This is a genomic window from Nocardiopsis kunsanensis DSM 44524, assembly GCF_000340965.1.
In the GTDB taxonomy this organism is placed as follows: Bacteria; Actinomycetota; Actinomycetes; order Streptosporangiales; family Streptosporangiaceae; genus Nocardiopsis; species Nocardiopsis kunsanensis.
In genome coordinates this window covers 41533-63300 of record NZ_ANAY01000026.1, presented here as the reverse complement: position 1 = coordinate 63300, position 21768 = coordinate 41533, and the positions used below count along the sequence as shown (strand labels likewise).

The 21768-nt window shown below is 70.5% G+C and carries 21 protein-coding genes and 1 pseudogene; 7 read left to right on the top strand and 15 right to left on the bottom strand.

Features of this window, described 5'->3' with window-relative positions; translation table 11 throughout:
- Positions 1-14 precede the first annotated feature (14 nt).
- A complete protein-coding gene (fahA, locus tag D456_RS0116975) occupies positions 15-1232 on the top strand; it encodes a fumarylacetoacetase (protein ID WP_017577377.1) in 1218 nt (405 codons plus the stop codon).
- A gap of 147 nt (positions 1233-1379) precedes the next feature.
- On the opposite strand, the gene D456_RS0116970 is transcribed toward fahA, so the two are convergent.
- The 4 genes from D456_RS0116970 to D456_RS0116955 form a co-directional block, all read right to left on the bottom strand.
- Positions 1380-1685: a YrhK family protein gene (locus D456_RS0116970; RefSeq protein WP_017577376.1), complete on the bottom strand. Its 306-nt coding sequence runs from the start codon at positions 1683-1685 to the stop codon at positions 1380-1382.
- Between the two features lie 262 nt (positions 1686-1947).
- The gene (locus tag D456_RS27935; RefSeq protein WP_308433795.1) at positions 1948-2334 is read right to left on the bottom strand and encodes a glycoside hydrolase family 38 N-terminal domain-containing protein; all 387 of its coding nucleotides are present in this window, start codon (positions 2332-2334) and stop codon (positions 1948-1950) included.
- Positions 2304-2864: a hypothetical protein gene (locus tag D456_RS26310; RefSeq protein WP_026115958.1), complete on the bottom strand. Its 561-nt coding sequence runs from the start codon at positions 2862-2864 to the stop codon at positions 2304-2306. Before D456_RS26310 ends, D456_RS27935 begins: the two co-directional genes overlap by 31 nt.
- Positions 2865-2949: 85 nt before the next feature.
- The gene (locus tag D456_RS0116955) at positions 2950-3579 is read right to left on the bottom strand and encodes a TetR/AcrR family transcriptional regulator (RefSeq protein WP_017577374.1); all 630 of its coding nucleotides are present in this window, start codon (positions 3577-3579) and stop codon (positions 2950-2952) included.
- Positions 3580-3646: 67 nt separating this feature from the next.
- On the opposite strand from D456_RS0116955, the gene D456_RS0116950 reads away from it, so the two are divergent.
- Positions 3647-5059, top strand: coding sequence for an aldehyde dehydrogenase family protein (locus D456_RS0116950; RefSeq protein WP_026115957.1), 1413 nt, complete (start codon positions 3647-3649; stop codon positions 5057-5059).
- 10 nt (positions 5060-5069) lie between these two features.
- Here the strand turns inward: D456_RS0116950 and D456_RS0116945 are convergent, their stop codons facing one another.
- The 3 genes from D456_RS0116945 to D456_RS0116935 form a co-directional block, all read right to left on the bottom strand.
- Complete coding sequence (locus tag D456_RS0116945; RefSeq protein WP_239643876.1) at positions 5070-5873, bottom strand: polysaccharide deacetylase family protein; 804 nt, start codon at positions 5871-5873, stop codon at positions 5070-5072.
- 157 nt (positions 5874-6030) lie between these two features.
- A complete protein-coding gene (locus tag D456_RS0116940; protein ID WP_017577371.1) occupies positions 6031-7602 on the bottom strand; it encodes a polysaccharide deacetylase family protein in 1572 nt (523 codons plus the stop codon).
- A gap of 298 nt (positions 7603-7900) precedes the next feature.
- A complete protein-coding gene (locus D456_RS0116935; RefSeq protein WP_017577370.1) occupies positions 7901-8950 on the bottom strand; it encodes a C15 family peptidase in 1050 nt (349 codons plus the stop codon).
- A 235-nt stretch (positions 8951-9185) separates the two neighbouring features.
- On the opposite strand from D456_RS0116935, the gene amaB reads away from it, so the two are divergent.
- The 3 genes and pseudogenes from amaB (at position 9186) to D456_RS0116920 (ending at position 11807) form a co-directional block, all read left to right on the top strand.
- Positions 9186-10733 (top strand): L-piperidine-6-carboxylate dehydrogenase, encoded by a 1548-nt coding sequence (amaB, locus tag D456_RS0116930; RefSeq protein ID WP_017577369.1) that lies wholly within the window; start codon positions 9186-9188, stop codon positions 10731-10733.
- A 267-nt stretch (positions 10734-11000) separates the two neighbouring features.
- A pseudogene (locus tag D456_RS28060) lies at positions 11001-11123 on the top strand (MarR family transcriptional regulator); the annotation flags it as partial.
- Positions 11124-11381: 258 nt separating this feature from the next.
- Positions 11382-11807, top strand: a complete 426-nt coding sequence (locus tag D456_RS0116920; protein ID WP_026115956.1) for an organic hydroperoxide resistance protein — start codon at positions 11382-11384, stop codon at positions 11805-11807.
- 191 nt (positions 11808-11998) lie between these two features.
- Here D456_RS0116920 and D456_RS0116915 read toward each other — a convergent pair whose 3' ends face one another.
- The 4 genes from D456_RS0116915 to D456_RS0116900 form a co-directional block, all read right to left on the bottom strand.
- The gene (locus D456_RS0116915; protein ID WP_017577367.1) at positions 11999-13015 is read right to left on the bottom strand and encodes a hemolysin family protein; all 1017 of its coding nucleotides are present in this window, start codon (positions 13013-13015) and stop codon (positions 11999-12001) included.
- A complete protein-coding gene (locus D456_RS0116910) occupies positions 13012-14391 on the bottom strand; it encodes a hemolysin family protein (protein ID WP_017577366.1) in 1380 nt (459 codons plus the stop codon). The genes D456_RS0116915 and D456_RS0116910 overlap by 4 nt, the downstream gene beginning before the upstream one ends.
- A gap of 244 nt (positions 14392-14635) precedes the next feature.
- A complete protein-coding gene (locus tag D456_RS0116905; RefSeq protein ID WP_017577365.1) occupies positions 14636-15196 on the bottom strand; it encodes a TrmH family RNA methyltransferase in 561 nt (186 codons plus the stop codon).
- A 119-nt stretch (positions 15197-15315) separates the two neighbouring features.
- On the bottom strand, positions 15316-15978 hold the full coding sequence (locus tag D456_RS0116900; RefSeq protein ID WP_017577364.1) for a class I SAM-dependent methyltransferase: 663 nt from the start codon (positions 15976-15978) through the stop codon (positions 15316-15318).
- Positions 15979-16128: 150 nt separating this feature from the next.
- Here D456_RS0116900 and D456_RS0116895 point away from each other — a divergent pair, with 150 nt between their 5' ends.
- Together D456_RS0116895 and D456_RS0116890 are read left to right on the top strand one after the other, a co-directional pair.
- The gene (locus D456_RS0116895; RefSeq protein ID WP_017577363.1) at positions 16129-16407 is read left to right on the top strand and encodes a DUF1876 domain-containing protein; all 279 of its coding nucleotides are present in this window, start codon (positions 16129-16131) and stop codon (positions 16405-16407) included.
- Positions 16408-16708: 301 nt separating this feature from the next.
- Positions 16709-17980, top strand: a complete 1272-nt coding sequence (locus tag D456_RS0116890; RefSeq protein ID WP_017577362.1) for an APC family permease — start codon at positions 16709-16711, stop codon at positions 17978-17980.
- A gap of 16 nt (positions 17981-17996) precedes the next feature.
- Here the strand turns inward: D456_RS0116890 and D456_RS0116885 are convergent, their stop codons facing one another.
- The 4 genes from D456_RS0116885 to D456_RS0116870 all read right to left on the bottom strand — a co-directional run bounded on the left by D456_RS0116885 (position 17997) and on the right by D456_RS0116870 (position 21724).
- The gene (locus D456_RS0116885; protein WP_017577361.1) at positions 17997-18740 is read right to left on the bottom strand and encodes an NUDIX hydrolase; all 744 of its coding nucleotides are present in this window, start codon (positions 18738-18740) and stop codon (positions 17997-17999) included.
- 34 nt (positions 18741-18774) lie between these two features.
- Positions 18775-19506, bottom strand: coding sequence for an HAD family hydrolase (locus D456_RS0116880; RefSeq protein WP_017577360.1), 732 nt, complete (start codon positions 19504-19506; stop codon positions 18775-18777).
- A 267-nt stretch (positions 19507-19773) separates the two neighbouring features.
- Positions 19774-20583 (bottom strand): thioesterase family protein, encoded by an 810-nt coding sequence (locus tag D456_RS0116875; protein WP_017577359.1) that lies wholly within the window; start codon positions 20581-20583, stop codon positions 19774-19776.
- A gap of 193 nt (positions 20584-20776) precedes the next feature.
- Positions 20777-21724 (bottom strand): VWA domain-containing protein, encoded by a 948-nt coding sequence (locus D456_RS0116870; RefSeq protein WP_017577358.1) that lies wholly within the window; start codon positions 21722-21724, stop codon positions 20777-20779.
- Positions 21725-21768 lie beyond the last annotated feature (44 nt).

Here is a 21768-nt window from a genome sequence, read left to right as displayed (position 1 = left end):
AAAGCGACATCCTGATGCCCGAAAGCTGGCTCGACCTGGAGCCGGACGCCGAGTTCGGCCTGGCCACCCTGCCCTACGGCGTGTTCAGCACCGACGCCGAGGGCACTGACCGCCGCACCGGTGTGGCGATCGGTGCCCACGTGCTCGACCTGGGTGCGGCCGCACACGCGGTGGGGGCCCCCTTCGCCGACCTGGTCCAGGGCCCCTCCCTGGACACACTCATGGGGGCCGGACGCCCGGTCTGGGACCAGGTGCGCCGAGCCCTGCAGACCTGGCTGACCGATCCCGCCCACGAGGAGACGGTGCGCCCGCACCTGGTGGAGCGTTCCTCGGTCAGGCTGCACCTGCCCTTCACCGTGGCCGACTACGTGGACTTCTACGCCTCCGAGCACCACGCCTCCAACGTGGGACGGATCTTCCGCCCCGAGCAGGAACCGCTGACCCCCAACTGGAAGCACCTGCCGATCGGTTACCACGGCCGGGCCGGGACCGTGGTCGTCTCGGGCACCGAAGTGGTGCGCCCCAGCGGCCAGCGCAAGCCCCCGGGCGCCGACGCGCCCACCTTCGGCGCGTCGGCGCGCCTGGACATCGAGGCCGAGGTCGGGTTCGTGGTGGGCACGCCCAGCCCCCTGGGGGAACCCGTCCCCGTGGACTCCTTCGCCGAGCACGTCTTCGGGGTCTTCCTGCTCAACGACTGGTCCTCACGCGACCTGCAGGCCTGGGAGTACGTGCCGCTGGGCCCCTTCCTGGGCAAGTCCTTCGCGACCTCGGTCTCGCCGTGGATCGTTCCGGTGGCCGCCCTGGAACCGGCCCGGGTGGAACAGCCCGCGCAGGACCCCGAACCCCTGCCGTACCTGAAGGGCGCCGAGCCCTGGGGCCTGGACCTGCAACTGGAGGTGCACCTGAACGGGCACCGGGTGGCACGTCCGCCGTTCTCGGCGATGTACTGGACCGCCGCCCAGCAGCTGGCACACATGACCGTCAACGGCGCGTGCCTGCGTACCGGCGACGTGTTCGCCTCCGGCACGGTCAGCGGCCCGGACCCCGAGCAGCGCGGGTGCCTGCTGGAGCTGACCTGGAGCGGCAAGGACCCCATCACCCTGCCGGACGGTACCGAGCGCACGTTCCTGGAGGACGGTGACGAGGTCACCATCACCGCGACCGCGCCCGGAGCGGAAGGCGCCACCGTGCACTTCGGCCAGGTGCACGGCCGGATCCTGCCGGCCCGCTGAGTCGGCCCCGGTTCCGTGGGCCGGTCCGGCACCGGCACACGGGACCGACCGGGACGGGTACGTCCGGGCACGGCAGCGGCACCACCCGGGCGCCGATCCGCCGCCGACCGTATGCGCGAGCGGCCGGCGGCCGTCCGCCCGGTCCGCTCAGAAATCCTGGGAAGAACCCGGAGCGAGCCCGGAGCCGGCGCCCCGGGCCTGCAGGCGCTGGACATGGACCTGGCGGGTGAGCCGGATGAGCGGGCGGATCAGCAGTTCCACGCTGCCCGCAAGGAAACACCAGGTGCCGGCCACCATCAGTTCGGAGAAGAAGAACATGATGCTGCCGATGATGAACCAGACCGCGATCAGGAGGTCGTTGACGATGCTGATCACCTCGTAGCGCTGGCGCAGGATCAGCTCGTCCCGGCCGATGTGCAGGGTCAGCGGGCGCTGCGGATCGGGCTTGGGCATGCGGGGCCCCTCGTGGTCTCGACGGGTGTGGCCTGCGTCCGACCATCATCGGTTCGCCGGGAACCCGCACGCGGGTGGCCGAGCGGCTCGGCGCGTCGCCGGGGCAGGTTGATCCGTTGACGTCCTCCCCGGGGTGAGCCCTCGGGGACTCCTCCAGCCTTGCGGCTGTAGGCGCGGTGCGCATCGCGGCGTCCGCCGGTTCCCGTCTCACCGGCCGGTGCCCCACCCGGAAGACGGGGTCCTACCCTGCCTCCGCAGGCGTTCAGGGCCTCGGCCCGCCCGGCGGCGACGTGCCGACGGGTTCGGTTCTCACCCGCCGGCAACACAGCAAGTACACGGCCGAGAACCCACCGCGCAGATGAGAGCCGGTTCGCCTCCGGCCTGAAGGCCGGAGCGCTCTCGGACAAGACTGACAGCCGAAGGAGTCGGGCAGCCACACCTCCTGGGTGTCCACGCCCAGATCGCCGCGGAAGAAACGTTTCCCGAAGCTGAACTGGCGGGCCAGGGCCTCGGAGCCGGGCATGTCGGTGCCTGACTCCACCCACATGCCGCCCACGGGAACGAACCGTCCCTCACGGGCGGCCCGCCCGATCCGGGCGAACAGGTCGGGGTCGTGGATCAGGGACAGGACGTTGGCGCTGGTGCGCACGGCCTTGCGCACGGTCTCGCGTACCGGTGGAGCCAGGCGGAGTCGATGTGGGCGTGCCCGACGGCCGAGACGCGGTGGGAACTGGTCGTGGCGGGTGAGGCCAGGACGGGGCCAGGAGCGTGCGGGCACGGCGGGCGGTGGTGGGGATCGCCTGCAGGTCCAGAGCGTCCGGGGCCCGTTCCAGGGCACGCAGCAGTCCCCAGCGGCGGGTCGCCGGTGTCGAGTTCGCGCACGAGGTCGCCGGCGACCTGCAGGTCCAGGGCCGACTCCCACACCTGGGGTTCGAAGACGGCCAGGTCGGCGCGGGCGATCCGGTACAACGGACGGCCCTCGGGGCCGGGGCCGGACCCCTGGCCGACGCGGGCGGGCGCGTAGGGGACGTTGATGCCCTCCTCTGCGGGCACGGGTTCGCCGGGTGCGTCCCATCGGACCACGTCCAAGGGGGCCGTCCGGATGTGTACCGCGGGCCAGACCCGCTCGGCCAGTACCCGGCCCGGTCGTGCTTCGTCCAACCGCCGGTCGTCGTGCACAGTGGTCCCCGTTCCTCGGTCGTGGCCGTCCCACGCCGGACACGCTGCCGGCGCACGGGGGCGCGCCCAACGCTCGGGGCGGGGCTCAGGTACGGGCGCCCAGCGCGCGCAGGAGATAAGGCAGGAGTTTGTCCGCCATCTGTGGTCCGGGCCCTGGGCCCGGACCGGGGGTGTGGGGGATGAGGTAGGTGTGGCTGACCATGGGGCCGATGACCAACTCACCGACCACCTCCGGTTCCTCCACCGGGTCGATCTCACCGCGGCGGGCGGCCCGCTCCAGCAGGGCCGAGACCCGTCCCTGCAAGGGCACCACGAAGTCGGTGAAGAGCACCTCGGCCAGGGCCCGGTTGTGGGCGGCCTCGCCGAGCACAGCGCGCAACAGGCGTCCGGATGGGCCCTCCAGGGCGTGTGCTTTGTCGTGCAGCAGGGCTGCCAGGTCCCCGCGCAGGCTCCCGGTGTCGTGGTCGGGGCCCAGTTCCTCGGCCCAGGTGCGGGCGGCGCCCACGACCAGGTGTTCCTTGGAGCGCCAGCGGCGGTACAGGGTCGCGGTGGAGACCCCGGCCTCCTTGGCCACGGCAGCGGTGGTCAGACCGCTGTAACCGTGGCTCTGCAGAACGGCGAGGGTGGCCTCCATCAGTGCACGGTCGCGCGTGGTGTCGCGCGGCCGTCCCCGGGTGGAGGCTGGTCCGGCCTCCGGCAGATGCTCGGTGGTCATGGAAGAAATCCTATGCGGGCTCTCGCGAGGGGGTTGGAAACGAAACACTTTCGTTTACCATCGGTTCATGACTCGAGCACAAGCCCCCGGCGAACCACTGACGTTGGCCACCGACATCCCGCCGACCGTGGCCCGTTTGCGCGCCACCTTCGCCTCCGGACACACCAAACCCGCCGGATGGCGTCGCGCCCAGCTGCGCCGGATGCGCCGCATGCTGGTGGAGGAGCGTCCGGCCCTGGAGCGCGCCCTGAAGCAGGACCTGGGCAAGAGTCCGGTGGAGGCGCACACCACCGAGATCGGTTTTGTCATCAACGAGATCGACCACACGCTGCGCCACCTGTCCTCGTGGCTGCGCCCCAAGCGTGTCGGTGTCCCCATGGCCCTGGCCCCGGCCAAGGCCCGAACGGTCCGCGAACCCCTGGGTACCGTGCTCGTCATCGCGCCGTGGAACTACCCGGTGAACCTGTCGTTGGCGCCCCTGGTGGGGGCGATCGCCGCCGGCAACACCGCCGTTCTCAAACCCAGCGAGCTCTCCCCGGCCACCTCCGGAGTCCTGGCCGAACTGCTGCCGCGCTACCTCGACAACGAGGCCGTGGCCGTGGTCGAGGGCGGGATCCCCGAGAGCACCGCGCTGCTCGAGGAACGCTTCGACCACATCTTCTACACAGGAAACAGCGCGGTGGCCCGCATCGTGATGTCGGCGGCGGTCAAGCACCTGACCCCCGTGACGCTGGAACTGGGCGGCAAGAGCCCGGCCGTCGTCGAGCCCGGCGTGGACCTGGCCACCACCGCCCGCCGACTGGCCTGGGGCAAGTACACCAACGCCGGCCAGACCTGCGTGGCCCCCGACTACGTGCTGGCCGTCGGTGACACCGCCGATGAACTGCAGCGGGAACTGGGGGCCGCCATCACCGAGATGTTCGGTGACCAGCCCCAGAAGAGCCCCGACTTCGGCCGCATCGTCAACGAGCGCCACTTCGAACGCCTCAGCGCCCTGATGGAGAGCGGAACGGTCGCCGTGGGCGGGCAGACCGATCGCGAGGACCTCTACATCGCCCCGACCGTGCTCGGCGACGTCGAAGCCGACACCCCCGTCATGGCCGAGGAGATCTTCGGTCCGATCCTGCCGGTGATCCGCGTGCCCGACCTGGACGCGGCGATCCGTTTCGTCAACGAACGCGACAAGCCCCTGGCGTTGTACGCCTTCACCGACTCGGCCGAGACCAAGCGGCGCCTGACCACCGAGACCTCCTCGGGTGGGATGGCCTTCGGCCTGCCGATCGCGCACCTGGCCGTGCCGGACCTGCCGTTCGGCGGTGTGGGTGAGAGCGGCATGGGCGATTACCATTCCCGCGCCTCGATCGACACCTTCTCCAACGTGAAGTCGGTACTGGACAAGTCGTTGGCCATGGACACCATGCGGGTGGCCTATGCGCCCATCAACGAACTCAAGGAGAAATTGCTGCGCAAGATGCTCTGAGGCCGGGTCCTCACCGGAGCCGGGCGTCGCTGTAGGCCGAGCCCGGCTCCATGTCCTGTGCGTCGAAGAGTTCGCCGACGGTGACGAAGGTGTAGCCCTGGGCCGACAGTTCCCGGAGCACGTGCGGGATCGCCTCGACAGTGCTCTCGTGGATGTCGTGGAAGAGCACGACGCTGCCCTCGGTGGCCCCCTCCACGGCCGCGTCGGTCACCGCGTCCGCGTCCAGGCTCTGCCAGTCGAGGGTGTCCACGTCCCACAGGAGCAGGGGCTGGGTGACGCTCTCGCGCACGGTCCCGTCCAGCGCACCGTAGGGCGGCCGCACGGTCTTGGGCCTGGATCCGGTGGCGGCGGCGATGGCCTTGTCGGTCCGTCCGAGCTCGGAGCGGATCTCCTCCTGGGAGAGCTCGGTCAGGTCCGGGTGGTCCCAGGTGTGGTTGCCGACCTCGTGGCCCTCATCGGCCATGCGCTCCACGGTCCCGGGGGCGTCGGTGACCTTGGAGCCGAGCACGTAGAAGGTGGCCCGGGCTCCGTGTGCGTCCAGGGTGTCCAGGAGCCGGCCGGTGTGTTCGCCGGGGCCGTCGTCGAAGGTCAGCGCGATGCACCGGTCCACGGAGCAGTCGGGCCCCTGCTGCTCGCCGTCCTGGTCCGGTGCCCCTTCGGTGAGTTGGACACCGTCGGTGCGCTGGGCGGTGCCGGCGGCCCCTGAGGTATCGGCGGTTGCGGCACCGGGGCCGGCCAGCAGCATCCCGGCAAGGGCCACCAGGAGGAAGGTTGCGGCAAACCCGAATTTCGGTATCGGTCGAGTAACGTTCACGCCTGAACTGTAAATGATGGCGTGGCTCTTGTGCCGTGTACGTGCTCATCTTCACTGCATGGGATGCACGACACCGAGTACGAGCAACCCTGCGGCAGACGGAAGATCCGCGCTCCCCGGGAACCGCCGTGCGGAGCGTGGACCTTGCGGGCCCGGTTCATCCCATCCGCGCGTCGGTGAGTACCTCGCCCGAGTCCATGCCCTCCAGGCCGAACAGGTCGGTGACGGTCACGAAGTGGTAGCCCTGCTCGTGCAGGCCCTCCAGGACCTCCGGTACGGCCTCCACCGACTGCTCGTGGATGTCGTGCAGGAGTACGACGCTGCCGGTCTCGGAGTGCGACAGGGCATGCTCGGCGATCTTGCCGCTGTCCCGGCTCTGCCAGTCATGGGTGTCGACGTCCCACAGGATGAGCGGCTGCTCGACCGCGCCGCTGACGGTCTCGTTCAACGACCCGTAGGGCGGGCGGATCGTGGCCGGTTCCGAGCCGGTCACCTCCTGTACGGCCTCGTTGGTGCGGGTGATGTCCTCGCGCACCTGTTCGGCCGACATCTCGGCCAGGTCGTCGTGTTTCCACGTGTGGTTGCCCAGTTCGTGGCCCTCGGCGTCCATGCGCTGCAGAACCTCGGGGAACTCGTCCACCAGCCGGCCCAGAACGTAGAAGGTGGCCCGGGCGTCGTACTCGGCCAGGTCGTCCAGGAGCCGGCCGGTGTGCTCGCCGGGGCCGTCGTCGAAGGTCAGCGCCACACACTTCAGGCGCGCGCAGTCCATGCTGATTCCTTCCTCGGGGAAGGAGCCGCCCAGAGGGAACTCCGTCCCGTCCTGGGAATGGTTGTCCAGGGCCGCGTCGCGGGCGGCGAAGCCCAGTTCGGACATGAACCCTTCGACGGACTCGGCATCCACCGGCAGCACGAGCTCCTCACCGCCGGAGACCCCGGGGACCTCGCCCGGGGCCATGTTCACGGCCATGCCCCCGGCCGCGCTGAAAGCCAGGTCCTCCAGAGGGGACCCGGCCCAGGCCTCGGCGACCTCGGCGGCCTGCTCGGGATCGGACAGGTCGCGCGATTCCTCCTCGGGTGAGGAGATCTCCTGGTTCCCCCCGGAGGAGGGGTTCTCCTCCTCGGCGGCGGCCTCCTCGGTGGCCTGCGACCCGTCGGCGCGGGAAGCGACTTCACCGAGCAGCCCGGGCAGCTGTTGGAGGGGCACGTCGTACTCCTCCTGCAGGACACGGGCCACGGACAGGTGAGCCTGTTCCAGCGCGGCCTCGTCGGAGAACACGGACGTCCAGGGCAGGACCTCCTGCGAGGACGCGTCGTACCACAGGGTCCGGCTCTCCACGTCGTTCTGGACACCGGAGGAGGTCTCGGAGGTGACCCGGGCGCCCACCACCTGTGGTGAGACGGCCAGGAAACTCGTGTCCTGTTGCAGTTCGGGGTTGCCCTTGTCGGGCAGCCCCTCCAGGAACTCGGTCCGGCGCTCGGCCATCCCGGTGCGTATCTCCAGCATCAGCGGGTGCGAGGCGGACACACTCGGGTACCGGTAGCTCACGGTGCTGTGCCCGGCCCCGACCGTCGCGGACTCGACCTCGACCCCGGAGAAGGAGTCCAGTGGAAGCCGGATCGTTTCCGCGGGCGGCGGGCTCTCCTCCTCGAGGCCCTGGCAGCCCGGGGTCAGGAGCAGGCAGGCGGCGGCGGTGACGGACAGCTTTCGGCGCAGTGAGGTGTCGATCACGGGGGGACCATATCGGAGCAGGGGCAGGGGGTGTGAATCCTATGCGATCAATTGGCTACCCTGGGTGATCCATTGCCTGAGAAATTTCCGACTTGTCGGATCTTCGGTGTTCCGGTCTCCGGCTTCCCCAGGACCGGGACCTGGTGCCGGGGAAGGCCACAGGCCCCGCACAGCGGCCTTTCGGGCGGAGGCCCCCCGCCGTTCTGCACGGACGACCGGCCCCAGCGGACCAGGAACAGGCATCAGAACCGGTCCGGCCCCGGGAACAGGGCCGTGTGTCGAGGAGAGCTCACGTGGGTCACCGGGGCAGGGCCGCCCCGGCCACCGCCGCCACCAGAGCGCGGGTCTGGGCCAGCACCTCCGGGCCCTGTTCCTCGGGAAGGTGCACGTGTCCGGCCGGAAGGTCGTGGCCGCTGCGGTCCCGCAGGAGAGTGTTTCGGTAGGCGATCTCGTTGGACAGGTAGTCACCGCCGCCACCGCGCACCGCCACCGATCCCCGGGTGGGGCCCCCGGGCCGCTCGACCTCGGGATCGCCCTCGGCCACGTGGGTGTTGACCACCACGGGGAAGGGGCCCGGGGCGGCCTCGACCATCTCCCCGGTGGGCAGCGACGTACGGGTCCACTCGGGGCCCTCGGAGACCGGGACGGGACCGCTGCGCCGCACCCCCAGGTTGTCGGCCCCGCCACCGCGCCGGGCCCCGTTCCACACCTCCAGGTCGAAACGGCCCGACCGGCCGCGGCTCAGGGTCAGAACCGCCTCGGCACGCCCGTACCGGGGGGCCAGGGCCTGCTCCACCAGACCCTCGTCGAAGTCGTCCCAGCGCACCGGGAAGATCGCCGTGCGTACCACAGCGGTACGGCGTCCCACGGGAAAGGTCCATCCGTTCAGGTCCAGGGCCGCGACCCCGGAAGGGTTGGAGCCGGCCGGGTCCTCGTCCAACCGGAAGGGGTCGAAGCCGGTCACGACCACGCGCACCCACCGCTCCCCGGGCGGGAAGTCCAGGTCGGTGATCCCGCGCGACTCCACCTCCAGGACCCGCATGAGCTCAGCGCGCCGGCCGGCCTCCAGGGGGAAGGAGGGCCGCCAGGCGCGTAGCCGCGAGGCCAGAACCAGCCGGGCCCAGTACAGGGGACGGTCGTCGAGTTCGTCCACTCCGGTCCGGGTGGCCTCGGTCCACAGGCGCGACCCGTGCGCAGCCACCACCTCGCGGGCCTGGTTCAAGTCCCGGGCGTCCCCCAGGTCGGCGGTGAACAGGGGCTCGGCCGCGGCGAAACCGGAACGGGCCAACAGCCGACGGGGCTCGGGAAGGCCGGCGCGGGCCTCTTCGGGCGTGGTGTCGTGGTACACGGGTCACAGACTGGTGTCGGGAGCGGGGTCGAGGGGGGGGGTCGGTCGGGGCACGGGCGGCCCTGCATGTCCGGGTAACCAGCCTAACGCCGCCGGGGTCCCGGCGCGCGGCCGGACGCGGCTCCGGGCGGGGCAGAGGGGAGATCCAGGTGTGCGGGCCCAGGTCTGGACCGGCGGCCCCGGACTTGGCAGGGTGTGGTGTGACCGCCGTCCCTCTCAACGGAGAGAGAAACACATGCAGACTGCTGCCCTCCCCGAGACCGAAGTCCTGGCGCAGCGGGCGCGTACTGCCCTGGAGCGGTGCGGCCTGGCCCGGTTGCCCGAACCGGTCGGAGCGGCCGGCACGGCCCGCACCCCCATCACCGGGCAGAACCTGTTCCCCCTCGAGCACGACACCCCCGAGTCCGTCGGTCGCGTCGTGGGCACGGCCCAGGACACCTTCGCCTCCACCTGGCGCGACACCCCCGCACCCGAGCGCGGACAGCTCGTGCGCCGCTTCGGTGAGCTGCTGCGCGAGCACAAGGCCGACCTGGCCGAGCTGGTGACGATCGAGGTCGGCAAGATCCGTTCCGAGGCCCTGGGCGAGGTCCAGGAGATGATCGACATCTGCGAGTTCGCTCTGGGGCTGTCCCGACAGCTGTACGGGCGCACCATGCCTTCGGAACGGCCCGGCCACCGGCTCATGGAGACCTGGCACCCGCTGGGCGTGGTCGGTGTGATCAGCGCCTTCAACTTCCCTGTGGCGGTGTGGTCGTGGAACACCTGTGTGGCGCTGGTGTGCGGCAACACGGTGGTGTGGAAACCCTCGGAACTGACCCCGTTGACGGCGCTGGGCTGCCACGCCCTGCTCCAGCGCGCCGCCGAGGACGTGGGCGCCCCCGCCGACGTGCACCGGCTGGTACTGGGTGATGCACACGTCGGCCAGGCCCTGGTCGAGGACGAGCGGGTGGAGCTGCTGTCCGCGACCGGTTCCACCGCCATGGGCCGCACGGTGGCGCCGAAGGTGGCCGCGCGTATGGGCCGCTGTCTGTTGGAGCTGGGTGGCAACAACGCGGCGGTGGTCACACCCTCGGCCGACCTGGACCTGGCAGCGCGCGGCAGTGTGTTCGCCGCGGCCGGTACGGCAGGACAGCGCTGCACCACGCTCCGGCGGCTCATCGTGCACGAGGACGTCGTCGACCAGTTGGTCGAGCGTGTCGTGGACGCCTACGGGCAACTGCGCGAACGCATCGGAGACCCCTACCAGGAGGAGACGCTGGTGGGGCCGCTGGTGGCCGAGCGCGCACACAGCGCGATGCGGTCGGCCCTGGAGCAGGCCGAGGCCGAGGGCGGCCGGATCCTGGTGGGTGGTGCGCGGTGCCTGGAGAAGGAGGCCGCCGACGCCTACTACGTCGAGCCGGCCGTGGTGCGCATGCCCGAGCAGACCGACGTCGTGCGCCAGGAGACCTTCGCGCCGATCCTGTACGTGCTGACCTACCGCACGTTCGACGAGGCGGTGCGGTTGCACAACGACGTGCCCCAGGGGTTGTCCTCGGCGGTCTTCACCCAGGACCAGGCCGAGGCCGAGCGTTTCCTGGCGGCCTCGGGCTCGGACTGCGGCATCGTCAACGTCAACATCGGCACCTCGGGCGCCGAGATCGGTGGTGCCTTCGGGGGCGAGAAGGACACCGGCGGCGGGCGCGAATCGGGTTCGGACGCCTGGAGGTCCTACATGCGCCGAGCCACCAACACCGTCAACTACGGGGGCGAGCTGCCACTGGCCCAGGGGGTGCGCTTCCTCTGACCGGACCACCGGGCCCTCCGCCGTGGAGGCGGGGGGCCGCCGCGCCCAACAAGGTTGCCCACAACCTTGTTGGGCGCGATCGGGTTTTGTTAACGTGGGAGAGGATCCAGGGAGAGGGGGTAGGCCGTGACCGAGGACACCGGGACCGACCAGCTCGCGCTCGACAACCAGCTGTGCTTCTCCCTCTACACCGCCTCCCGGGCCCTGACCGGGCTCTACCGGGAGCTTCTGGAGGATCTGGGGCTGACCTACCCCCAGTACCTGGTCATGCTCGTGCTCTGGGAACGCGGCTCCCTGACCGTCAAGGAGCTCGGCCGCGCCCTGCACCTGGACTCGGGCACACTCTCGCCCCTGCTGCGCCGCCTGCAGGGGGCCGGGTTGCTCACCCGTGAGCGCGCCGCCGAGGACGAACGGGTGGTCGTGGTCGCCGTGACCGAGGACGGAGCCCGTCTGCGCGAGCACGCACACAGTGTCCCCGACGCCCTGCTGTGCGCCACCGAACTGTCCACCGAACGGGCCCGTGTCCTGAGGGAGAGCCTGGACGCGGTCACCCGCGCGGTGGAGGGCCGGGAAGAACGTACCCGGCCCGGGCAGGATCCCGAACACACCGACGAGACAAGGCCCCGTCGAGGGCCGAGAGAGGCACTGATGGCACAGACCCTGTACACCGCGAACGCCACCGTCACCGGCGAGGGCCGCAAGGGCCACGGCAAGACCGACGACGGCCGTCTCGAGGTCGACCTGTCCGTGCCCCAGGGGCTGGGCGGCGACGACGGTCCCGGCACCAACCCGGAGCAGCTCTTCGCCGTGGGCTACGGCGCCTGCTTCCACGGGGCCCTGCGCAAGGTCGCCCGTGAGTCCAAGACCGAGATCGGTGAGTCCACCGTCGACGCACAGGTCGGCCTGGGCAAGTCCGATGACGGGCTGGACATCGCCGTGGACCTGACCGTGACCATCGGCGGCGTCGACCAGGCCACCGCCGAGAAGCTGGTGGAGGACGCACACCAGAACTGCCCGTACTCCCGCGCCACGCGCGGCAACATCGAGGTGAACCTGACGGCCAAGGCCGCCTAGGAACCCGCACCGGTCGAAGGGCCGGGCACGCCCAGGCGTGCCCGGCCCTTCGCTGTGCTCGGGAGAGCCGGGGCGGAGCCCGCCCGGAGGAACGCTCTCCCCGGCCGACACGGCCCCGACAGGAAGAAGGGGCGGAGGCGGACCACACGGATCCCCTCCACCCCTTCTGCCGGCAACGGGCCGCTCCTACCTCAGACCGCTGTCTCCAGCAGCAACAGGCGGTCGAGGACGTCCTGCAGGGTGACCAGGCCGATGAGGTCGCCGTCGCGCTCCACCAACGACAGGTGGCTGCGGCTGTCACGCATGATGCTCATCGCCGAGTACATCGGTGTGGTCGCCGGCAGCGTCAGCACCGGGCGCATCAGGTCCGCGGCGGTGGTGCCGGCAGGGCTGGTCAGCGCCTCCCGTACGTGCAACACCCCCACCGCCACGTCCTCGTCCTGCTCGGCCACCACCAGACGCAGGTGCGTGGACTCGCGAGAGACCTGCTTGATGCGCTCCACGCCGTCCTCGGGGTGTACCCAGGCGATCTCCTCGCGCGGGGTGACGATCTCGCTCAGTGGCCGGGAGTTGACCTCCAGCGCCGTGGCCAGCTGGTCGCGGCGCTCGGGCTCCAACGCCCCGGCCTTGGCCGAGTGGTCGACCAGCTCGCGCACGTCCTCGGGGTTGTGGCCGCTGGAGAGCTCGTCCACCGCCTGGACCCCGAACCGGTGCAGGCACCAGTTGGCCATGCCGTTCAGCATCACCAGGGCCGGGCGGGTCACCCACATGAAGGCCCGCATCGGGATCGCCAGCAGCGTCGCCGACTTCTCCGGATGCGAGATCGCCCAGGACTTGGGCGCCATCTCACCCACCACCAGGTGCAGGAACGTCACGATGATCAGCGAGAACGTGAACGAGAGCACGTAGCCGACCGCACCGGGCAGCCCGCCGAACAGCGGCTCCAACAGGTTCTGGAAGGCCGGTTTGGAGACCGCGCCCAGGGCCAGCGTGGCCAGGGTGATGCCCAACTGCGAACCGGCCAGCAGCAACGACAGGTCACGGGCGCTCTTGAGCGCCGCCCGGGCCGAGGCGCTGGTGTGCGCGGCCTGTTCCAGCCGGTAGCGGCGGGCCGCCACCAGAGCGAACTCGATCGCCACGAAATAGCCGCTCAGCGCGATGAACAGGACGGTCAGCCCCAGGGCCAGCCAGATGTTCATGTCACTCATGCCCGCACCTCCTGGGAACCGTTCTCGATCTCGTGCAACTGCAGTTCCACAGTGTGGGGGACGTGGCGCTGGACGGTGTTGACCACCATCGTCAGAGCCATGTCCGGGTCGCCCTCGTGGGCGCCGGCCGGACGCGGCAGAACCAGGTCGACACCGTCACCCGGACGGGGCAGCCGGTGCAGCTCGTGGATGACCAGCCCGCCTATGGTCTCGTAGTCGCCCTCGGGCAGGTCGTGGCCGATGAGACGCTCGACCTCGTCGATGTGCAGCGCCCCAGGGATGAGGTAGCTGCCGTCCCCGTCCAGGGGAGCGGGGGACTCCTCCTCAGGGGTGTGCTCGTCGGCGATCTCGCCGACCAGTTCCTCGGCCAGGTCCTCCGTGGTCACGACCCCGGCCAGACCGCCGTACTCGTCCACCACGCAGGCGAACTCCTCACCGGCCTCGCGCAAGCGGTCCAGGAGCGAGGGCAGGGGCAGCGAGGTCGGGACCATGATGGTCTCGCGGGCCACCTCCTGGACCTCGATGCCCGACAGGTCGCGCTCCTCCAGGGTCAGTACGTCGCGCAGGCAGATCACGCCCACGATGTCGTCGACGCCCTCGCCCAGGACCGGGAAACGCGAGTGGTCGGAGGCCATGAGTTCCACGACCCGGCTGACCGGCTCGTTGACCTCGACCGTGGTGACCTCCGGGCGCGGGATCATGGCGTGCCCGGCGGTGGACTCGTGGAAGTCCAGGGTGCGGTCCAGCAGGGTGGACAGCTCGGCGGGCAGGTCGCCGCTCTGGCGGGACTCGGCGATGATGCTCTCCAGGTCACGCGGGGTCGCCGCGTGCTGGACGTCCTCGACCGGGGTGATGCCCACGAGCTTGAGCAACCGGATCGAGGCCTGGTCGAACAGCCAGATGACCGGTCCGAAGGCCTTGAGGTAGAGCTGCGTGGACAGCGACAGCCAGCGTGCGACCGGCTCGGGCCGGGCGATGGCCAGGTTCTTGGCGAAGAGCTCGCCGAAGACCATCTGGATGACGGTGGAGAACAGCATGGCGAGGGCGATACCGATCGCCAGGCCGGTTCCTGGGGGGACCCCGGCCACGCCGAGGAGCTCTCCCACGCCCTCACCGATCATCGGTTCGGCGACGTAACCCACCAGCAGGGTGGTCACGGTGATGCCCAGCTGGGCACCGGAGAGCATGAACGAAGTGCGCTTGGTGATGTTCAGTACACGTCGGGCGCCGGTGTCACCGGCCGAGGCACGGGCGCGGACCCGCGAACGGTCCACGGCCACGTAGCCGAACTCCTGCGCGACGAAGTAGCCGGTCAGGACGGTGATCAGGAAGACCACCAGGGCGCCGAGGACGGTACCCAGGACAGTGCTCGTCATCGGGCACGCACCGCCATGCGGGGGAGGACCCCGTGTCCGGCGGGGTCAGGGTCTCGGTGCGTGCCCTTCCAAGAAGGGGGCTCGTCGGACTCGGGGTCACAGCATCCCGCAGGGATGCTGCTGGTACTTCGAGACGGATCCACTGTTCCTCTCTCTGCGCCGTAGCGCGTCGGGTGTGCGACCGGAGTGGGTCATGTGAAGACAAGGACGCCAGAGACGAACGAAAAGTTCCCGTACGTCCCCTTCAGCTGCCGACGGGGGCGTCGGCGTCGTCGCCGAAGCCGGACCATTCGCGGCGGCGGATCTCGGCGAGGGCGATCGCGGTGGCCACGGCCACGTTGAGCGATCCGACCCGACCGATCTGAGGAATGTAGGTGATGGCGTCGGCCCCCGACAACAGGGCGGGGGAACAGCCGTGGTCCTCAGCGCCCACCGCCAGGCACACATCGCCCTCGAGCGGGGCCGCGTGCAGGGGCACGGCGTTCTTGGCCAGTTCCAGGGCCACGACCTCGAACCCGTCGGCGCGGGCGGCCTCGAGCGCCTGACCGGTGGTGGCCAGGCGGGTGTGGTCGACCTTGGCGGCGGTGCCCAGCGCGGTCTTGCCGACCTTGGGGTCCTCGGGGTCGGCGCTGTTGCCGGTGAGCCAGAGGTGGTCCACGCCCAAAGTGGCACAGGTACGAAGGATGGACCCCAGATTGAAGGGCTGGGTGACGGACTCGACCAGAAGGGCGAGCCGCCCCTCGGTGCGCCTGCGCCATTGGCGGTTCAGGCGTTTGACGTCCGTGGGACGCAGCTGCGAGCTCAACGCTTCCTCGATGGATCAGGTTGTCGGCAGTACCGACGACGAAAATGTGTGGAACAGGTTACCGGGCAGGTGGGCGGCGTGCATCTGTGAAGGCGGACACCAGCACGGCGCCTCCCTGATCAGTGCTTGCCGTGTCGCACGGCCAGTACGCGGTAACCGGCACGGGAGGCGGTGCGCTCCACGCGCCAGCCCTGGCCGGTGAGCCACTTGTGCAAGGAGTCCGCCCCCAGGTGGCGTTGGACGACCAGATGTGCGGTGCCCTCCTCGGACAGGCGGCCCAGCCAGGTGCGCAGCATTCCGTGCAGCACGGCCTTGCCCACGCGGATGGGCGGGTTGGACCACAGGGCTTCGAAAGGACCCCGGAGCTCCTCGGCGGTGGGCTCGGGCACGGACTCGGGCAGCGGGCCCTGGTCGAGGGCGAGCCCTGCCTCGGGGGCCACGACGGCGAAACGGGAGTGGTCCAGGCCGTGCTCGGCGGCGTTGTGGCGGGCCAGTGCCACGGCGCGGGCGTTGACGTCCACACCCAGGACCCGGGCCTGCGGTGCTCGGGAAGCCATGGTCAGGGCGATGGGGCCGTATCCGCATCCCAGGTCGAGCAGGCGCCCGTCCGCGGGAGGGGCGGGCACGCTCTCCAGCAGGACGCGAGTGCCGAGGTCGACCTTGTCGGGGGAGAAGACCCCGCGGTCGGTGTACAGACGCAGGTGCACATCGGGCAGGACCAGGTCGGCGGTCGCGGGCCGGCTGGCGCTGTCGGGATCGGGGTCGAAGTAGTGCTGGGCCACGCAGCGACGCTACCAGCACCTCCACGGTGGCCCACCCGGACAAAAACCTCACAGCGGTGCGGAAACGAACTGCCAACACGGATGGAATGTCCGTGATTATGAGGAAGATGGAGACAGGAGTATTCCGCCACTCGTGAGGGGGCCGATGCCATGCAGACGATGAAGCGCTGGGACGTCGACGTCGTCGTCGCCGAGGAGAGCGAGGGCGAGAGCGCACACACCTGGGCCGAGGTCGGCCTCATCGCCGACGACGGCACCGCACTGCGCGGGCACGGGATGGCACGCAAGCACCCGTACGACTTCGACGCACCCGAGATCGGCGAGGAACTGGCCGTCTCACGTGCGCTGTCCGACCTCTCACGACAACTCAGGCAGGTCGCAGCCGAGGACATCAACGACAACACAGGCAACCCCTGGCGCCCCACCTGAGCGCGCCGGGCGTTCACACAGCACCGGGAGGGTGCCCGCCCCGGAGGGCCGGGCACCCTCCCACCGATGTCCACGGCCCCGACCCGCGCCGTCGGCACCGGCGTCGAACCCCCGACACCTGCAGGACGCGGTGTCCGCACCTGCCGGTCACCCGCATCGGGCACACTCGGAAAGACGGACCCGCCACACCCACCCACGGGCACGAGGCACCACACAGGCCCCGACCGGCCCGGCCGGAACGGGACGAGTGCGGTGCCGCCCCGGAGGAACGCCCCGGGGTTGACCACACAAGGAGACCCCGTTGACCACCTCTTCCGGATCGCAGGCCAGGCCGCACCGGAGCCTGGGCACCATCGACGCCGCCGCCATCGGCACGGGCGCGATGCTCGGTGCCGGGGTGTTCTCGGTGTTCGCCCCGGCAGCGCTCGGGGCCGGGGCCTGGCTCCCGGTCGCCATCGCCATCGCCGGACTCATCGCCTACTGCAACGCCGTCTCCTCGGCACGGCTCGCCGCCCGCCACCCCGAGTGGGGCGGAGCCTACGTCTACGGCACCGAACGCCTGGGCGAACTGTGGGGGTTCCTGGCCGGATGGGCGTTCGTGGTGGGCAAGATCGCCTCCTGCGCCGCCATGGCCCTGACCTTCGCCCACTACGTGCTGCCCGGCTGGGAGAAACCCGCCGCGGCGGCCGCGGTCGTGGCCATGGCCGCGCTCAACTACCGCGGCATCCGGCGCTCCACACTGGTGGTCAAGACCCTGGTGCTGGCAGTACTGGCGACCCTGACGGCGGCCGTGGTCGCCATGCTGCTCAGCGGACGCCTCGCCGCCGTGGCCGAGGTCGAGGGCCTGGGCCCTTGGCCCGGCTCCTTCGGACTGCTGGGCTCGGCCGCGCTCATCTTCTTCGCCTTCGCCGGCTACGCACGCGTGGCCACCCTGGGCGCCGAGGTCCGCGAACCGCGCACCACCATCCCCCGCGCCATCAACATCTCCCTGGCCACCGTGCTCGCGGTCTACATGGTCGTGGGCACCGGACTGCTCATCGTGCTCGGCCGGGAGCGCCTCATCACCAGCGAGGCCCCCCTGGTCGACGCAGTCCTGGTGTCGGACCTGCCCATGCTGGTACCGGTCATGGCCGCCGGCGCCGCCGTGGCCAGCCTGGGCGCGCTGCTGTCCCTGCTGTTGGGCGTCTCGCGCACCACCGCAGCCATGGCGGCCGACGGGCACCTGCCCCGCGCCCTGGGCAGCGTGCACGAACGCTTCGGGGTACCCCACCGCGCCGAGTTCGCCGTGGCAGGGGTGGTCATCGTCCTGATCCTGGTCGGTGACCTGACCTCGGCCATCGCCTTCTCGGCCTTCGGAGTGCTGGTCTACTACGCCATCACCAACGCCTCGGCGTTGCGCCTGGGCCCGGACGAGAACCGGCCGCCCCTACTGGCGCCCCTGGGCGGACTCGTGGGCTGCGTGGTGCTGGTCTGCAGCCTGCCCCTGCCCGTGGTCGGGCTGGGGGCGGTGGTCCTGGGTGCCGGTATGTGCCTGTGGTGGGTGCGCGACCGCCTCGACCACCGCCCGAACTGAAGCTGCACGGCCCCGATCAGGGGTGGTGGCCGACCAAGAACTCCAGCCCGCGCCGAGCGGTCGTGGACAGGTGCAGCCCCGAGACCTCCTCGGGGGTGAACCACCCGCACTCGCAGGTGGAACCGTCGGTCTCCAGCACCTGCGCGGGAACCGGCTCGGGCACGAACACGTGCGAGAACACCCAGACGGCATAGACGTCGGTACCGGTCTGCACGGCCCGCCGGTGGCTCGCCACGGTGATCAGCTCACCGACCACACCCTGTTGACCGGTCTCCTCCAGCACCTCGCGGTGAAGCGCCGTGCGGGCGTCCTCCCCGTCGTCGACCCCCCCGCCGGGCAGGTGCCAGGTGCCGGCTGCGGGAAACCCCTCGGCGATCCGGCTGAGCATGAGGCGCCCGGCCGGGTCGGTGACGATGCCGTAGGAGGCGAACCGGCGCAGACGCGGGCGCTCGCTCCCGTCCGCCTCCACCTCCTCCTCAGCGATCAACTCCGCCGGCCCGGGCAACAGGTCCGCCGACCCGGCCAACTCGGCCCAGGCGTGGCGGTGAGCGGGCTCGGCGAAGACGACCCGGTCGATGTGCAGCCGATGGCCGCCCGGACGCGGCACCACTTCGGTGATCACGTCCACGACGGCCAACGGGGTCCGGGACGCCAGACCGTTGCGCTCACGCAGCAACGCGGCCGGGTCCTGGCCGAACAGCACCCGCTCACCACGCAGCTCGGGCCCGTGCGCGCCCGAGGTGACCAGGTGAGCGGTCACCCGCCGCGTCGTCCCCCCCCAAGGGGACGGGACGTCACAGTGTCCCCGCGGGGGCGGGGCCGACGACCCCGAGCATGGAGGGCAGCTCGTCGAGCGACCCGATGGTGGTCAGCCCCTCGGGCACGGGACGGCGCTGGCGGTCGATGATGACCGGGCGCATCCTCGAGGCCACGGCACCCACGGCGTCGGCCGAGACCTGATCGCCCACGTGCCAGCAGTCGGCGGGGTCCACACCCAGACGCTGGGCGGCGACCTCGAAGATGCGGGGATCGGGCTTCCCGGCGCCCGCGGTGTCGGCACACACCACGGTGTGGAAGTAACCGATCAGTTCCATGCTCTGCAGCTTGGGGTACTGCAGCTGCTCCGGCCCGTTGGTCACCACGCCCAGGCGGAAACCGGATGCTCCCAGGGCCTGCAGAGCGGTGTGGGCGTCGCTGAAGGCCTGCCAGGAGCTCTGGTGTGCCTCCAGGTAGAGACGGTAGAGCTCGTCGCAGTGGTGGTCGGAGATCTCCGAGTGCCCGGCCTGCACGGCCAGGGCCCGGATCCGTTCGCGGCGTTGTTGGTCCAGGCTCAGCTCTCCGCGCAGAAAAGCACCGAAGGAGACCTCGGTCTGGACGTCCCACAGGCTGCGTGCGGCACCGAAGTCGGGGTGACCGATCCGCTCCATGACCGCGCGCAAACCCGCCGAGGACGCGCCTGCGTCATCGATGAGAGTGTCGTCCAGATCGAAGCAGATCGCTGCCGGGGGTGCGGGGTTGTTCGGCATCGTTCCTCTATGGATGGGCAGGACAAAACATTGCAACGCTAGTACACAACGTGTGCCGGGCGCTTTTCGGGTGCCCGCCGGATCAGATGAAAGCCCAGCTCACCGGTGCCCGGACCGCCCTGTTCCCAGAGGTGGCCGGGACGATGGGGGACATGTCCGGGCGGGGCCGGGGTGAGAATCCTCTCCTTGGGCCTTCTCCCTGTTCAGGGCCGGGTCCGGAGCCGCTCCGAGCAGGAGCACCGGAGCCGGTCCGCGTCCGTGCGGTGCTCAGTGCGCCGACGGCATGGGACGGACGGTGAGGATCTGCTCGGCCCGCCCGACCGGACCGAGCACGTCGTGCAGGACACTGCTGGTCAGGCCCTGCCCCTCGGGGCCGAAAGTGGCGGTGGTGTCCAGGCCGGTCCACTCACCCTCGGGACGGCGGTGCAGATGCACGGTCAGGTCCAGGTTGGGAAACATCCATTCGGCGGGTTCCTGCTGCACGGCGATGCCGTTGGCGGTGTCCACCAGAGCCAGGAAGGAAGCCGTAGGGCTGACGGGCTCGCCGGTCAGCAACGGCACGCGGGCCGAGATCCAAGCAGTGGCGCGCCCCGCCTGCGCGGACGCGTTCCTGCGCACGTCGATGGACGAGATGTACCCGCCCGGCCACAGCTCGTGCATCGGCCACCTGGGAAACGACTCGGGAGGGTCGAGCGGCGGCTCGGGGGCGGCGGCCACCGCGCTGGTGTTTGCGGTGGCCAGGAGCCAGGCACGGGCCCTGACCACCGGACGCTCGGCGATGGTGACCACGGCCTCCAGGAGCTCGATGGTGCGGCCCGGACGCAGGGTCCGTACGCTGACCTCGCACTCCTCCAAGGCCAGGCGCCCGAGGATGTCATAGCTGATACGGCCCAGGGTCAGGCCGTGGCCCGGACGCTGGTCCAGGTGGCGGTCGATGGCGTGGGCGATGAGACCGGCCAGTGGACTGAAGTGGTGGTCCTCGGCCTGCCACGCGCCTTGCGCATGGTGGGTGGGCTTGAAGCGGTGCTCGTCGACGCGCTCGAAGAAGCCGGCGGGGGCGGTGGTGTCGGTGCTCACGGATCTTTCCCTGTTTCGGATGCGCACACGTGGGAGGGGGACGGCAACGGCGCCCGAGGCGCGTTCGGCCCGCGTCACGTTCCGCGGGGCAGCTTATCCACGCCGCGGCCGTGGCAGGAAAGCCGACGCCGCACGCGGACACGGACCCCGTTCCGGCCCTGCGGACCGCGCCGGGCCGGGGCACGCCGACCGGTCAGGGTATGCGCTGGAACCACAACAGTGAGGTCACCGCGGTACTCAGGAACAACAGGATCGCGGCCACCACGAAACGTGTGACGACCTCCTCGTGCACGACCTCGGTGCCCAGCGACGAGCCGATGTCCTCATAGACCTGGTCGAGCTCTTTCTCGCTCTCGGCCTCGTAGAAGTGCCCACCGGTGTCATCGGCCAGCCCCTGCAGCGCCTCCTTGTCGATGTCGGCCGGCACCTGGTAGCCGTCGATCTCGATCATCGCCGCCCCCGAACCGAAGGCGATCGTGGAGACCGGAACCTCCTCCTCGGCCGCCACCGTCGAGGCCTGGGCGATGTCGCGGCCGCTGGTGTTCTCACCGTCCGAGAGCAGCACGACCGCCGCCGGCGGAGGGTTCTCCTCCGACTCCTCGTCGAAGCCCCGGATCGACCCCAAGGACGCGAACACCCCCTCACCGATGGCTGTACCCGGCCCCAACTGCAGGTTCTCGATCGAGGACAGCACCGCCTGGTGGTCGTGGGTGGGGGAGGAGACCACCGTCGCTGTGGAGGAGAAGGACACCAGCCCCACGTTGAACCGTTCGGGCAGCGTCTCCACGAACCCCTGTGCCGACTTCTTGGCCGCCGCCAACCGGTCCGGTTCGATGTCGTCGGCCGCCATCGACAACGACACGTCCACAGCCACCATGATCGTGGCCCGCTCCCGCGGCTGTTCCACCGGCATCGCCGGCTGGGCCAGCGCCGTCACCAACACCCCCAGCGCTGCCGCGAACAGCGCCGGTGGAACATGGCGCCGCACGTCGGGCCGCTTCGGTATCACCTGGTCGAGCAGTTCCAGGTTGGTGAAACGCACCGTGTACTGACGCCGTCGGCGCTGGACCAGCACGTAGGCGGCCACCACCGCGACCACGATCAACAGCCACCACAGCCGTTGCGGTTCGAGAAAGGTCATGGCCGGAGCCCCCCGTGCTTCGTTCGGGCCGTGCTCGTTCCACC